Annotated in this window: 13 protein-coding genes; 10 read left to right on the forward strand and 3 right to left on the reverse strand. The window is 59.8% G+C overall.

Going from position 1 to position 14,835, the window contains the following annotated elements:
- The first annotated feature begins 84 nt into the window (after positions 1 to 84).
- The 5 genes from AC13RE_RS24310 (at position 85) to AC13RE_RS24330 (ending at position 4,568) form a co-directional block, all read left to right on the forward strand.
- Positions 85 to 339: a winged helix-turn-helix domain-containing protein gene (locus AC13RE_RS24310; protein ID WP_488485849.1), complete on the forward strand. Its 255-nt coding sequence runs from the start codon at positions 85 to 87 to the stop codon at positions 337 to 339.
- Between the two features lie 158 nt (positions 340 to 497).
- Positions 498 to 1,247: an SDR family NAD(P)-dependent oxidoreductase gene (locus AC13RE_RS24315; protein WP_132719688.1), complete on the forward strand. Its 750-nt coding sequence runs from the start codon at positions 498 to 500 to the stop codon at positions 1,245 to 1,247.
- Between the two features lie 297 nt (positions 1,248 to 1,544).
- Positions 1,545 to 2,054: a Dps family protein gene (locus tag AC13RE_RS24320; RefSeq protein ID WP_488485848.1), complete on the forward strand. Its 510-nt coding sequence runs from the start codon at positions 1,545 to 1,547 to the stop codon at positions 2,052 to 2,054.
- 374 nt (positions 2,055 to 2,428) lie between these two features.
- Complete coding sequence (locus AC13RE_RS24325; RefSeq protein ID WP_132719684.1) at positions 2,429 to 3,463, forward strand: aspartate-semialdehyde dehydrogenase; 1,035 nt, start codon at positions 2,429 to 2,431, stop codon at positions 3,461 to 3,463.
- Between the two features lie 283 nt (positions 3,464 to 3,746).
- The gene (locus AC13RE_RS24330) at positions 3,747 to 4,568 is read left to right on the forward strand and encodes a lytic murein transglycosylase (protein WP_488564836.1); all 822 of its coding nucleotides are present in this window, start codon (positions 3,747 to 3,749) and stop codon (positions 4,566 to 4,568) included.
- Positions 4,569 to 4,677: 109 nt separating this feature from the next.
- On the opposite strand, the gene AC13RE_RS24335 is transcribed toward AC13RE_RS24330, so the two are convergent.
- Both AC13RE_RS24335 and AC13RE_RS24340 read right to left on the reverse strand, forming a co-directional pair.
- Entirely contained in the window at positions 4,678 to 5,319 is a 642-nt protein-coding gene (locus tag AC13RE_RS24335; protein ID WP_132719681.1) for a carbonic anhydrase, read from the reverse strand.
- Between the two features lie 98 nt (positions 5,320 to 5,417).
- Complete coding sequence (locus AC13RE_RS24340; protein ID WP_106999610.1) at positions 5,418 to 6,125, reverse strand: DUF1013 domain-containing protein; 708 nt, start codon at positions 6,123 to 6,125, stop codon at positions 5,418 to 5,420.
- 224 nt (positions 6,126 to 6,349) lie between these two features.
- On the opposite strand from AC13RE_RS24340, the gene acs reads away from it, so the two are divergent.
- Complete coding sequence (acs, locus tag AC13RE_RS24345; protein ID WP_488564837.1) at positions 6,350 to 8,308, forward strand: acetate--CoA ligase; 1,959 nt, start codon at positions 6,350 to 6,352, stop codon at positions 8,306 to 8,308.
- A 69-nt stretch (positions 8,309 to 8,377) separates the two neighbouring features.
- On the opposite strand, the gene AC13RE_RS24350 is transcribed toward acs, so the two are convergent.
- A complete protein-coding gene (locus AC13RE_RS24350) occupies positions 8,378 to 8,605 on the reverse strand; it encodes a DUF1674 domain-containing protein (RefSeq protein ID WP_112338663.1) in 228 nt (75 codons plus the stop codon).
- A gap of 222 nt (positions 8,606 to 8,827) precedes the next feature.
- Between AC13RE_RS24350 and htpX the strand changes: the two genes are divergently transcribed.
- From htpX to purH, 4 genes are all read left to right on the forward strand, one after another.
- Positions 8,828 to 9,826: a zinc metalloprotease HtpX gene (gene htpX, locus AC13RE_RS24355; RefSeq protein ID WP_488564838.1), complete on the forward strand. Its 999-nt coding sequence runs from the start codon at positions 8,828 to 8,830 to the stop codon at positions 9,824 to 9,826.
- Entirely contained in the window at positions 9,823 to 11,232 is a 1,410-nt protein-coding gene (locus AC13RE_RS24360) for an RsmB/NOP family class I SAM-dependent RNA methyltransferase (RefSeq protein WP_488564839.1), read from the forward strand. The genes htpX and AC13RE_RS24360 overlap by 4 nt, the downstream gene beginning before the upstream one ends.
- Before the next feature lie 150 nt (positions 11,233 to 11,382).
- Complete coding sequence (locus AC13RE_RS24365; protein WP_488564840.1) at positions 11,383 to 13,029, forward strand: heparinase II/III family protein; 1,647 nt, start codon at positions 11,383 to 11,385, stop codon at positions 13,027 to 13,029.
- A 170-nt stretch (positions 13,030 to 13,199) separates the two neighbouring features.
- Positions 13,200 to 14,816 (forward strand): bifunctional phosphoribosylaminoimidazolecarboxamide formyltransferase/IMP cyclohydrolase, encoded by a 1,617-nt coding sequence (purH, locus tag AC13RE_RS24370; protein WP_488564841.1) that lies wholly within the window; start codon positions 13,200 to 13,202, stop codon positions 14,814 to 14,816.
- Positions 14,817 to 14,835 lie beyond the last annotated feature (19 nt).

Here is a 14,835-nt window from a genome sequence, read left to right on the forward strand (position 1 = left end):
TGATCGAAGCCGGTCAACCCGATTTTGTTTCCGTTTGCGATGAACACCATGGATGCCGGGCCAATACGTTTAAGCGAAAGGCAGATGGGATTGATCTCCCGGGCACTTGCCGAGCCGCGACGCGTGCAGATCCTGAAGGAGATCGGCACACGGAGCGAGCCCATGCCCTGCAGCGTTCTGAACGAGTGCCATGCCGTCAGCGCCGCAACGATGTCGCATCACATCAAGGAACTCGAGAATGCCGGCCTCATCGAGATCCAACGCGAAGGAAAGTTCGCCAACCTCGTGCTGCGCCGCGATATGCTGAACGCCTATATGGCGGAGCTTTCCAAGATCTGACGATTCCACCTCACGCCATCAGCATTTCTTGCCGCGGCTCTTGTATCAATTAGATGATTATCTAAATATCAAAGTGACGGTGCGATCGGTTTTCGGGTCGCATGCGCCAAATGATTCGATGATTGTAAAACTGTCTAAGTTTTTCGAAGGAAAATAACATGAGCAAACTGGCAGGCAAGGTCGCGATCGTGACCGGAGCATCCAAGGGCATCGGTGCCGGCATCGCCAAGGCAATGGGCGAAGCGGGTGCGGCAGTTGTCGTCAACTACGCCTCGAGCCGCGAAGGTGCCGACAGGGTGGTTGCGGAAATCACCGCCAAGGGCGGCAAGGCGCTCGCCGTCCATGGCGACGTTTCCAAATCAGAAGACGTCAAGCGCCTCTTTGCAGAAACGAAACAGGCCTTCGGCCGCGTCGATATCCTCGTTAACAATGCCGGCGTCTACCAATTCGCTCCGATCGAGGAATTCACCGAGCAGGAATTCCATCGCCAGTTCAATATCAACGTACTTGGCACGTTGCTGGCCACGCAGGAAGCCGTGAAGCACTTTAGCCCCGAGGGCGGCAATGTGATCAATATCGGCTCCAACGCCGTCAGCATGAACCTGGCGACTGCTTCCGTCTATACGGCGACCAAGGCCGCTGTTGATTCCATTACAAAGATCCTCGCCAAGGAACTCGGTCCACGCAATATCCGCGTCAACAATCTGGCACCGGGCGGCGTCGAAACCGAAGGGGTCGTTGCAGCAGGCATCATCGGCAGCGATTTTGAGAAGCATCTCGTCTCCCAGACGCCTCTGGGCCGTCTCGGCCAGCCGACGGATATCGCACCGGTTGCCGTCTTCCTCGCTTCGCAGGATGCCGGCTGGGTGACAGGCGAAACCATCTATGTCGGCGGCGGCCTGAAGTAGCCGCTAATCCCCATGCCGCCTCCGAGAAGGGGCGGTATCGGCGGCGCGGCAGGACGGCACGCCGCGCCGATACATTAGCCAAGCAATTGTCAAACCATCTCATTTTCCTATTTAGTAAAGACGTTCGGGTTTTCCGCCTAAGCATCACAGTTGACCATGCCACGAAGCGATAGCTCGGCCGTGAGGTTTCAAAGCAATCCTGTCTTCAATGTGATCCCACGCAGCAGCTAATGTCATCGAACTCCCCTAAGATCCGCCGGCGATCGCTGTCGTGAACAACAAACGGAGGACGTCTTTATGAATAGCGCCAATACCAAGTCGAAATTGGGCACTCGCACCAATCTCAGCGAAGACGCGACACGCGATATTTCCGCAGCGCTGTCCGCCCTGCTGGCGGATGTCTTTGCCCTCTATCTGAAGACCAAGAATTTTCACTGGCACATGAGCGGACCGCATTTCCGCGACTATCATCTGCTTCTCGACGAACAGGGCGAGCAGATTTTTGCAATGACAGACCCGATGGCCGAGCGCGCCCGGAAGATCGGCGGAACCACCTTGCGATCGATCGGCCAGATCGCCAAGCTGCAGCGCATCCCCGACAATGATGCCGAATATGTAGATCCGCAGGATATGCTCGCCGAGCTGGCGGACGATAATCTGAAGCTCTCCGCCGAAATGCGTGCCGTTCACGACGTTTGCGACGAATATGGCGATGTCGCCACAGCCAGCCTTCTGGAAAACTGGATTGACGAGACCGAGCGCCGCACTTGGTTCCTGTTTGAAACCACCCGCCAGTCCAACCGCTGACATCGAAGCGACACGCCTTCGAACACGATAGGTCGAAGGCCGGTTTCGACGCCTCCGATTTCCTCGCTCCGGCAACGATGCAAGCGAGGAAATCCTTGACTCCTGTGGAAAACATCTTAGAACCGGCGACGGAAAAGGAAGACTTCCATGGTTCGCTTCGAACAGCTCGATAGCTTCAGTCACCTGGCGCAATGTGCCGGGCGGGATGTCTATTTTCCGGTTTCTTCCAAAACCAAGGCCAAAACGACGACGAAAACCGTCTGACGTCTCTGGCCTGCCGCTCTCTCCCCGGCCCGGCCGGGGACAGGAACCGGTCGTCATGGCCGCGGTTCCCCCCTCGCCCAAGAGGAGAGAAGAGAAAGAGAGCTTGAGAAATGGGTTTCAAAGTTGCAATAGCGGGCGCGACCGGGAATGTCGGCCGTGAAATGCTCAATATCCTCGCCGAACGCGGCTTTCCGGCCGATGAGGTCGTGGCACTCGCATCGGCCCGCTCGCAGGGAACCGAAGTCTCCTTCGGTGACCGGACGCTGAAGGTTTCCAACCTGGAGAATTACGATTTCTCCGACACCGACATCTGCCTGATGTCGGCCGGCGGCGACGTTTCCAAGAGGGTCTCACCGAAGATCGGCGCCCAGGGCTGCGTCGTCATCGACAATTCCTCCGCCTGGCGCTACGACGCCGACGTGCCGCTCATCGTTCCGGAAGTAAACCCGGATGCCGTCACGCAGTTCACCAAGCGCAACATCATTGCCAACCCGAATTGCTCGACCGCGCAGCTCGTCGTCGCGCTGAAGCCGCTGCATGACTTCGCCAAGATCAAGCGCGTCGTCGTTTCGACCTACCAGTCGGTTTCCGGCGCCGGCAAGGACGGCATGGATGAGCTCTTCAACCAGACCCGCGCCGTCTTCGTCGCCGATCCGATCGAGAACAAGAAGTTCACCAAGCGCATCGCCTTCAACGTCATCCCGCACATCGATGTGTTCATGGAAGACGGCTACACCAAGGAAGAGTGGAAGGTACTGGCCGAAACCAAGAAGATGCTCGACCCGAAGATCAAGGTCACCTGCACGGCTGTCCGCGTGCCCGTCTTCATCGGCCATTCGGAATCGGTCAACATCGAGTTCGAGAACGAGATCACTGCCGATCAGGCCCGTGACATCCTTCGCGAAGCTCCGGGCTGCCTCGTCATCGACAAGCATGAGAACGGCGGCTACATCACGCCGTACGAATCCGCCGGCGAAGATGCGACCTATATTTCGCGCATCCGTGAAGACGCGACCGTCGAAAACGGCCTCAACCTGTGGGTCGTCTCCGACAACCTGCGCAAGGGCGCCGCGCTCAACGCCATTCAGATCGCCGAATTGCTCGTCAACCGTGGGCTGATCAAGCCGCGCAAGCAGGCTGCATAAGGATCTGTAAACCAATTTACGGTTTATCAACCCTCATTGGGTAAGCAGGACAGAACGGAAGCCTCGCCATTTCGATAAACGGCGGGGCTTTTTTGAATGATTTTGGCGGCGATGTTTCACATGCAACGAAAACATCACTCGCTAAAATGTGATGACATGATGGCCGGATGCTGGCATGGTCCGGTGACGACTAAACGCGCGTGATCCCTTGGCTTCCAAGGGTTTGCGCGCCATTGAAAACGGTTACCGCGTTCGCATCGCGGTAAGAATTCGGGGACACTGAATGCGCTTCACAAAATCTGGAATGGCAGCTCTCGTGGCGGGCGGGTTGCTGCTGGGAATGCCGCTTGCGGCAAATGCCGCCTCTTGCGGTAACACTTCCGCCGGATTCGAGAACTGGGTGCAGGAATTCAAGCGGGAAGCGCAGGGACAGGGTGTCAGCCCATCCACCCTCGACAGGGCCTTCGCCGACGTTCATTACAACCAGCCCACGATCCGCGCCGACCGCGGCCAGAAGAGCTTCAAGCTTTCCTTCGAAGAATTCCTAAAGAAGCGCGGCGCGCAGTCAATCATCGCCCAAGCCAAGAGCAGGAAAGCAGCCAACAAGGCATTACTCTCGCGGATCGAGCAGCGCTATGGCGTACCGCCAGGCATGGTCCTCGCCATCTGGGGTATGGAAACCGGTTTCGGTAGTTTCACCGGCAATCAGCATACGCTCTCTGCATTGGCAACGTTGTCCTATGATTGCCGCCGCAGCGCAATGTTTACCGAACAGCTCTATGCCGCTCTCAAGCTTGTCAGCGAAGGCTATCTCAGCCCATCAGCCCGAGGCGCCGCCCATGGCGAAATCGGCCAGACGCAGTTCATGCCGAAGAACGTTGTCCTATATGGCGTCGATGCCGATGGCGACGGCAAAGTCGACCTGATTGGTTCGCGTGCTGACGCGTTAGCGTCAGCAGCCAATTTGCTGAAAGGTCACGGCTGGCGCGCCGGTGCCGGCTATCAACCGGGCGAACCTAATTTCGCAGCGATTGGCGGCTGGAACGATTCAAGCGTCTATCAGCAGGCCCTTGCCTACATGGCCAAGAGGATCGACGGCGAGTAAGTCTGATCTCATGAAAAAAAGGCGCTGCGACCAGATGGTCCGCAGCGCCTTTTTCGTTTGATCCAGCCGCCACCTTGCCAGGCGGCCAGCCCCTTAAATCTCGAGCACTTTAAGTCTCAGGGCGGATGAAATCGCGCGTCGCCGGGTCCATGACCCAGAGTTCGCCGGTCGAAATATCAAACCAGGCACCGTGCAGACTAAGCTTGCCTTCTTCCTCGCGCGCCCTGATCTCCGGAAAACTACGGAGATTGTCGAGCGAATTGCGGATCGAAATGCGCTCCAGAGCCGTCTGACGCTCGGTCTGCGTCATGATGTCGTTGCTCTGGATCTGTTCGGCCGCCGGCTTCAGCAATCCCATCCATCGGCCGATAAAATCGCCCGGCGACAATGGTTCGGCATTGGGGTCGAGCGCAGCGCGGATACCCCCGCAGCGGCCGTGACCCATGACGACGATATCCGACACTTTCAGCGACAAAACAGCGAATTCGAGCGCTGCCGAAGTCGCATGGAAATTGCTGTCCGGCTCGTAGGGCGGCACCATATTGGCGACGTTACGGATGACGAAGAGCTCGCCAGGCCCCGCGTCGAAGATGATCTCCGGCGCCGAGCGGGAGTCACTACAGGCAATCACGAGGGTCGATGGGTTTTGGCCGAGCTCGGCGAGAGTGCGGTAGCGTTCGCGCTCATCGACGTAACGCCCGCTCATGAAGTTGCGATAACCGTTCAGAAGGGTGTCGGGAAAGCTGCTCATGATATTGGATTACAGCGCGCTTTTACCGATGGCAACCGTTGCGCTGCAAAAAGCCCCGGTCGAAAACCGGGGCTTTGCGAAAATCCGATCGTCCGATCTCAGAACTGGTCGTCGTCTTCGTCGTCGCGGCTGGTCGACTTCAGCGACTTCAGCTTGGCGAAAACGGCGTCGGCATCGATTTCCTTTTCCTTCTCTTCTTCACGCTCATAGCTGAAGCCAAGCTTTTCGGTTTCCTGAGCCGGCTGCAGGGTAGCGCCGAGCTCGGCGGCGGTCGGCAGCGGACGGCCCTTGGAGGCCTTTTCGACTTCCATATCGAGGTCGATCTGGCTGCAGAGGCCGAGCGTGACCGGGTCCATCGGTGTCAGATTGGCTGCGTTCCAGTGCGTGCGGTCACGGATCTGCTCAATGGTCGACTTGGTGGTGCCGACCAGGCGGGAAATCTGCGCATCCTTCAGTTCCGGATGGTTGCGTACCAGCCACAGGATGGCGTTCGGACGGTCCTGACGCTTGGAGACCGGCGTGTAACGCGGGCCGCGGCGCTTGGATTCCGGCACGCGAACCTTCGGCTCGGAAAGCTTTAGCTTGTGGTTCGGGTTAGCTTCGGCGCGGGCGATTTCATCGCGGGTCAGCTGGCCGGTCGAGATCGGGTCGAGGCCCTTAATGCCCTGTGCTGCTTCGCCATCGGCAATGGCCTTCACTTCGAGCGGATGCAGCTTGCAGAACTGCGCGATCTGGTCGAATGACAAGGCCGTATTGTCGACAAGCCAGATGGCAGTTGCCTTCGGCATGAGCAATTGTTGAGCCATGGATATAGTCCTTCTGTCAGTCCGCGCCGGTGTCGCGGTCCGGGGTGTAACACCACATTGTCCGGGAAATACGGCCCTATATAGCGATAGTGTCGCGTAATTGCAATTCTTTGCGCATGAAATGCACTTTGTCCAATTGCTGTCGTAGTTTGACCTGCTATTTATTGCGCGGAAAGAGCACTCACGGTTACAAATCGGGGTGCAAGGGAGTTGAGGAGGAAAGTATGTCGGAGAAGGTTCATCCTGTGACGAAGGCGGCCAAGGCGCATGCTTTGATCGACAAGGCGAAATACCGGAAATGGTATGAGCAGAGCGTCGAGGATCCCGACAAGTTCTGGGGCAAGCACGGCAAGCGGATCGACTGGTTCAAGCCCTTCACCAAGGTGAAGAACACGTCGTTCACCGGCAAGGTCTCGATCAAATGGTTCGAGGATGGCGTCACCAACGTCTCTTATAATTGCATCGACCGCCATCTGAAGAAGCATGGCGATCGCGTCGCCTTCATCTGGGAAGGCGACAATCCCTATATCGACAAGAAGATCACCTATAACGAGCTCTACGAGCAGGTTTGCCGGCTGGCGAATGTCTTGAAGAAGCACGGCGTCAAGAAGGGCGACCGCGTCACCATCTACATGCCGATGATCCCGGAAGCCGCCTATGCGATGCTCGCCTGCGCCCGCATCGGCGCGGTGCATTCGGTCGTCTTCGGCGGCTTCTCACCGGAAGCGCTTGCCGGCCGCATTGTCGACTGCGCCTCGAGCGTCGTCATCACCTGCGATGAGGGTGTGCGCGGCGGCAAGTCGATCCCGCTAAAGGAAAACACCGATAAGGCCGTTCAGATCGCCGCCAAGCAGCAGATTGCGGTCAAGACCGTGATCGCCGTACGCCGCACCGGCGGAAAGGTTGCCTGGGAACCCGGCCGCGATGTCTGGTATCACGAGGAAATCGCCAAGGTGAAGGCGGATTGCCCGCCGGCGAAGATGAAGGCGGAAGATCCGCTCTTTATTCTCTATACCTCCGGCTCGACGGGCAAGCCGAAGGGCGTGCTGCACACGACGGCCGGCTATCTCGTCTATGCGGCGATGACGCATGAATATGTGTTCGACTATCATCCCGGCGATATCTACTGGTGCACGGCCGATGTCGGCTGGGTGACCGGCCATTCCTATATCGTCTACGGGCCGCTTGCGAATGCCGCGACCTCGTTGATGTTCGAAGGCGTGCCGAACTATCCGGATCAGGGCCGCTTCTGGGATGTCATCGACAAGCACAAGGTCAATATCTTCTACACCGCGCCGACGGCGATCCGTTCGCTGATGGGCGCCGGCGATCATTTCGTCAAGCGCGCCTCGCGCTCCAGCCTGCGCATCCTCGGCACGGTCGGCGAACCCATCAATCCGGAAGCCTGGGAATGGTATTACAAGGTGGTCGGCGACAGCCGCTGCCCGATCGTCGATACCTGGTGGCAGACGGAAACCGGCGGCCACATGATCACGCCGCTTCCGGGCGCAACCGATCTCAAGGCGGGTTCGGCGACGCTACCCTTCTTCGGCGTGCAGCCTGAGCTAGTCGACAATGAGGGCAATGTGCTGGAAGGGGCGGCCGACGGCAATCTCGTTATCGCCGACAGCTGGCCCGGCCAGATGCGCACCGTCTATGGCGATCATGAGCGCTTCATCCAGACCTACTTCTCCACCTACAAGGGCAAGTATTTCACCGGCGACGGCTGCCGCCGTGACGAGGACGGCTATTATTGGATCACCGGCCGCGTCGATGACGTGCTCAACGTCTCTGGCCACCGCCTCGGCACGGCCGAAGTGGAATCGGCGCTGGTGTCGCACAAACATGTCTCGGAAGCCGCCGTCGTCGGCTATCCGCATTCGATCAAGGGTCAAGGCATCTATTGCTACGTGACACTGATGGTCGGAATGGAAGGCACCGAGGCGCTGCGGCAGGAATTGGTCAAGCATGTCCGCGCCGAAATCGGCCCCATCGCCTCGCCGGACAAGATCCAGTTTACCCCCGGCCTGCCGAAAACCCGCTCCGGCAAGATCATGCGCCGCATCCTGCGCAAGATTGCCGAGGATGATTTCGGCGCGCTTGGCGATACCTCGACGCTCGCCGATCCGGCTGTCGTCGATGATCTGATCGCCAATAGGCAAAACAAGGCGGATGCGGCGTAAGTCGAGCCTTCGCTCTATCCCGCCCCGAGGGGGCGGGATAGCAAAATCAGCATTTACCCAAGCAAGATCTCAAAAATCGATCGCCCGGCCGTTGATCTCCCAATCGCCGAAGCGGGCGGGGTCGGCGCCGCCGCGGCCGCCGATTTCGGGGGGAAGTTCGGCCTGCGCTTGAGCTTCCTGCGCCTTGCGGCGCTCCTCGGCTTCGGCGAGCGCTCGCTTGGCCGCAGGCGAGAGCGGCTTGCGCGTGATTTCACCGGTTTCGGTGTCGAGTTTATTGTCGTTATCGGCTGTCTGCATGATCTGATCGGTCCGGAACCGTTGAATTAGGCGGAGGAATAGCCAAATCATAGAGCATGATGCCGAAAAGTGTGAACGGTTTTCGGATAACATCATGCTCTGCTTTTTTGATTCCGGAGCGGATTCAGATTTCAGGTCGAAGAGACCTGAAATCATCCGCCTCCGGCGTGTCCGGCCGCAAAGAAAGAGGTTTGGACGACAGATGTGTTTGGAGACCCTTCGATGAATCTCATGCGTACTGCCATGCTGCTTGCCTTCATGACCGCGCTCTTCATGGGCGTTGGCTTTCTGATCGGCGGTCAATCGGGCATGCTGATCGCATTTGTCGTCGCTGCCGGCATGAATTTCTTTTCCTACTGGAATTCCGACCGGATGGTCCTGTCAACCTATGGTGCGCAGGAGGTGGATGAGCGCAGCGCGCCGGAATTCTACCGCATCGTCCGCGATCTCGCCCGCAATGCCGGCCTGCCGATGCCGAAGGTTTATCTCTATGACAGCCCGCAGCCGAATGCTTTCGCGACAGGCCGTAATCCGGAAAATGCCGCCGTTGCCGCTTCCACCGGCCTACTGCACGCGCTGACGCCGGAGGAAGTGGCCGGCGTGATGGCGCATGAGCTTGCGCATGTACAGAACCGCGACACACTGACCATGACGATCACGGCAACCCTTGCCGGTGCTATTTCCATGCTCGGCAATTTCGCTTTCTTCTTCGGCGGCCGCCGCGACAACAACAATCCGCTCGGCATGGTGGGCGTTCTCGTGGCCATGATCGTGGCCCCTCTGGCTGCCATGTTGGTGCAGATGGCGATCAGCCGTACGCGCGAATATTCCGCCGACCGCCGTGGCGCGGAAATTTGCGGTAATCCGTTGTGGCTCGCCTCCGCACTCGGCAAGATCGCCCGCGGTGCGGCGCATATTCCGAACGAAGAGGCCGAAGGCCATCCGGCAACTGCCCATATGTTCATCATCAATCCGCTCTCCGGCGAGCGCATGGACAACTTGTTTTCCACCCACCCGAACACGGAAAACCGCATCGCCGCGCTGCATGAAATGGCCCGTTACGGCGGCGGTGGCGCCTCGCCGATGACGCCGTCTTCTGGCCCATCTTCCGGCTTTGGCTCGACGGGACCGTCCTTCACTGCTAATCCGGGGCGCAAATCGCGCTCCGTACCGAATACGGGTCGCGGTGGTTCGCAACCGCCGAAGGGTCCCTGGTCTTGAGTTCTGACACGAAAAATAACGCTTCCAACAGAGACGGAAAACGATCGGGCAAGCGGCCGCAGCCAACGCGACAGCCTGATACGTCTCCGCCGAAGCCGGGCCTTGCGGCCCGCGCGGCTGCGTCGAAGATCCTGGGAGCCGTGCTCGACCGCAAGACCTCGCTCGACGGTATGCTTGATGTCGAAGGCGGCAGCGCCGCCTATACGACGCTCAGCGATGGCGACCGGGCACTGGTGCGGGCTATCTTGAACAGCGCGCTTAGGCACCTGCCGCGCATCGAGGCCGCGATCTCCTCGCTGCTAGATTCTCCGCTGCCCGAAGGCGCCCGCGCGCTGCATCATGTGCTCGTCGTCGGTGCGACGCAGATCCTTTATCTCGACGTGCCGGATCATTCCGCCGTCGATCTTGCCGTTGAGCAGGCCAACCGCGATCCCCGCAATCGCCGTTTCGCCAAGCTGGTCAACGCCATACTCCGCCGCATCGGCCGCGAGAAGCAGGAGATTCTCGAGCAGATCGCGAAGGTGCCGGCCATGCCGGATTGGTTCCTGTCCCGCCTGAAAGCTGCTTATGGTAACCCTGCGGCGCTCAAGATCTCCGACACGCAGCTCGAGCCGGCGGCTATCGACCTCACCGTAAAATCCGATCCTGAAGGCTGGGCGAAACGCCTGAATGGCGTGGTGCTGCCGACCGGCAGTGTGAGGCTTGCCGCGTTCGAAGGGTCCATTCCCTCGCTGGAGGGTTTCGATGACGGCGAGTGGTGGGTTCAGGATGCTGCCGCCAGCATTCCGGCCAAGCTTTTCGGTTCGCTGGCCGGCAAGCGGGTCGTGGACCTCTGTGCCGCGCCCGGCGGCAAGACGGCGCAGCTCATTCTCGCCGGCGCCAAGGTGACGGCTCTCGATCAATCCGCCAATCGCCTGAAGAGACTGTCCGGCAATCTGACGCGCCTCGGCTTCGAGGCCGAAACGGTCGTTGCCGACATGAGCAAATACCGGCCTGAAGAGCTTTTCGACGCCGCTCTGCTCGACGCTCCCTGCTCCTCGACAGGAACGACGCGCCGCCATCCGGACGTGCTCTGGACCAAGGGGCCGGAGGATATCGCCAAGCTCGCCGCCCTGCAGGAGCGCCTGCTCCGCCATGCCCTGACGCTGGTCAAACCGGGCGGCGTAGTCGTGTTTTCCAACTGCTCGCTCGATCCTGAAGAGGGAGAAGATCTGGTCGCGCGTCTGCTTGCCGACACGGAGAATGTCGAACGCGTCCCGATCGCAGCGGGTGATTGGCCGGGTCTCGAAACGGCGATTTCCCCACGTGGAGCCTTCCGCACCACGCCGGACATGCTGCCGCTTTCCGACGGTTTTGCTTCCGGTCTCGACGGCTTCTTTGCCGTCGTGCTTCGCCGCAGCTATTAATCTCCACTTCGAATCGTTTTTACCGGGCGGTTAAAAAAACCGGCAAATGTGTCCTTAATTGATATATTTGTAACCTCTTTTTAACCACGGCTAATGAGAGTAAGCAGAAGCACATATGCAGATCTGCGGCAGGGTTTTGTGAGTTCATACATGCGGGAAGCATGGCGGCGGATGTCGCGCCGCGCGGCGTTGACGCGATTGCGTCTCACCCGCCACACGATGCGTGTGCCGGAACGCCTGATCGTGGCACCGACCGATCTGCGCAGCGTCGATCCCTTTTTCGTCGAAGAACTTCTGAACGGCCGCATCCTGCTGGCTGGGCGCGTTCTGGAAACGCAGGGCGCATCGCCCTTCTCGCTCGAACTGCCATCGCTGGCCTTTGCCGCCCGACTGCACAATTTTCGCTGGCTACGGCATTTGCGAGCGGAAAAGAGCGATCAGGCCTCAGCCGCGGCGCGGTCGATCCTCACCGATTGGATTGTCGTTCACGGTCGCCGGCTGCATGGCCTTGCCTGGTCGCCCGATATAGCGGCGCAGCGGCTGATCGCGCTTCTGTCGCATTCGCCCGTGCTTTTGCAGGGCACGGATAGCGGCTTTTACCGCCGCTTTATGCGCATGCTGGTTTTCCACGTGCGCTTTCTGCGCCGGACCGTTGCGTCGTCACCGGATGGCATCACCCGGTTCCGTGTGCGCATTGCGCTTGCCATGGCCTCGGTCGCCATGCCGAGCAGTTCCCTCGCACTGAAGCGGGCGGGGCAGGCGCTCGACCGGGAGATAGACCGGCAGATTCTGCAGGATGGGGGCCACATCTCCCGCAATCCGCGCGCATCGCTAGAGCTGCTGCTTGATCTGCTGCCGCTACGCCAAACCTATGTCAATCTCGGCCACGACGTGCCGGTGCGGCTGATCCCCGGCATCGATCGCATGTATCCGGCACTGCGCTTCTTCCGCCACCAGGATGGCGACTTGGCGCTGTTCAACGGCGCGACATCGACGCTAGCCAACGAGCTGATGTCGGTGCTGCGCTATGACGAGACGGCCGGTCAGGCCTTCAAGGCGCTCCCGCATACCAGATATCACCGGCTGGCGGCCGGTTCGGCCGTTGTCATCATCGATGCCGGCGCTGCAGCTTCGACCGATCTCAGCCGCACTGCGCATGCCGGCTGTCTCTCCTTCGAGATGTCGTCGGGCAAGACGCGCTTCATCATCAATTCCGGCGCGCCCGAATTCGCAGGCGATCGCTTCATGCAGGCGGCGCGGGCGACCGCGGCGCATTCCACCGTTACGCTCAATGACACCTCCTCCTGCCAGTTTTCCAAATCGAAATCGCTTGGGCCAATCATGGTCAGTGGCATCAAGAAGGTCATCGTCGAGCGAGCCGAGACCGAGGACGGGCGCGACTATGTGCGCGCCGCGCATGACGGCTATCTCTCCACCTTCGGCTATGTCCATGAGCGGGAAATCAGCCTCAATGCTAGCGGCACGATCGTCGCCGGCCGCGATCGCTTCTTCGTGCCCGAGGGCAAGAAGAACAAGCCGAAGGGTGAGGGCATTGCTTCGGCCCGCTTCCATATCCATCCTTCCATCAGCCTTTTGCAGACGGAAACGGATTCCGCGCTGCTGATCGCGCCGGACGGAGAGACCTGGGTCTTCTCCTCGCCCGGCAACGAGGTGCTTGTGGCTGAGGATATATTCTTTGCCGATCCCTCGGGCATGCGCTCTTCCGATCAGCTCGAGATCGTCTTCCGGATCACGGAAAAGCCGGAAATCCGCTGGTTTTTATCGCATCGGCCATAGGCTAAGCGCGTGAGCTATGCTAACGGGGCGGCATTATCCGTCCCGCACCTTTTTGCCGGACGCCACATCTCCTCATTCCAGAGCGTTCCGCTCTGTTTTTTGTTATCGCAACTCCGGACGGAAAACCGCCATACACTTTTCCTGGAGTTGCTCTAGACCGGAGAAAGCCCATGGCCGTCGTTTCCAAGAAAATTCCCGCTCCCGACAAGGTGAAGGTGAAAACCGCACTTCTGTCCGTTTTCGACAAGACCGGCATCGTCGAGTTGGCGCGTGCGCTGAGCGAACAGGGCGTGCGCCTTCTGTCGACCGGCGGCACACACAAGGCGATTGCTGCGGCTGGCCTTGCTGTGACCGACGTGTCGGAAGTGACGAATTTTCCGGAGATCATGGACGGCCGCGTCAAGACGCTGCATCCGAAGGTGCATGGCGGCCTGCTGGCCATCCGTGATGATGCCGAGCATCAGGCTGCGATGAAGGAGCATGGCATCGAGGGCATCGATCTTGCCGTCATCAACCTCTATCCCTTCGAGGACGTGCGCAAGGCGGGCGGCGACTATCCGACGACGGTCGAGAATATCGACATCGGCGGCCCGGCGATGATCCGCGCTTCGGCCAAGAACCACGCCTATGTGACGACGCTGACCGATCCCGCCGATTATACCGAGCTGCTGGCACAGCTTTCCACTGATACCGGCCAGACGACCTATGATTTCCGCAAGCGCATGGCCGCCAAGGCCTTTGCCCGCACGGCTGCCTATGACGCGATGATCTCCAACTGGTTTGCCGAAGCGCTCGACATCGCCACCCCGCGCCACCGCGTCATCGGCGGGGTTCTGCGCGAGGAAATGCGCTATGGTGAAAACCCGCACCAGAAGGCGGCTTTCTACCTGACCGGCGAAAACCGCCCCGGCGTTTCCACGGCGACGCTCATCCAAGGCAAGCAGCTGTCCTATAACAATATCAACGACACCGATGCGGCCTATGAACTCGTTGCTGAGTTCCTGCCGGAAAATGGTCCGGCCTGCGCGATCATCAAGCATGCCAACCCTTGCGGCGTTGCCACCGGCCCGAGCCTTGTCGAAGCCTACAAGCGCGCTCTCGCCTGCGATTCCACCTCTGCCTTCGGCGGCATCATCGCACTGAACACCCTGCTCGACGCCGAAACGGCGGAAGAGATCGTCAAGCTCTTCACCGAGGTCATCATTGCGCCCGAGGTCAGTGAGGAAGCTAAGGCGATCATCGCCCGCAAGCCGAATCTCCGCCTCCTCTCGGTCGGCGCCCTACCCGATCCCCGTATAGCTGGCCTTACCGCCAAGACCGTCTCCGGCGGCCTGCTCGTTCAGAACCGCGACAATGCGCTGGTAGAGGACATGGAGCTCAAGGTCGTCACCAAGCGCGCGCCGACGGCACAGGAGCTGGAAGATATGAAGTTCGCCTTCCGTGTCGCCAAGCACGTAAAGTCGAATGCCGTCGTTTACGCCAAGGATGGCCAGACGGCCGGCATCGGCGCGGGACAGATGAGCCGCGTCGATTCTGCCCGCATCGCTGCCATCAAGGCCGAGGAAGCCGCCAAGGCCATGGGGCTTGCAGAGCCACTGACGCGCGGCTCCGCCGTCGCTTCCGAAGCCTTCCTGCCCTTTGCCGACGGCCTGCTCTCGGCGATCGCCGCAGGCGCCACAGCCGTCATCCAGCCCGGCGGCTCGATGCGCGACCAGGAAGTGATCGATGCGGCCAACGAGCACAATGTCGCGATGGTCTTCACCGGCGTGCGCCATTTCCGCCATTGATGACGTTACCCTCACCCCA

The organism is Martinezella sp. CNPSo 3959 (assembly GCF_057784355.1).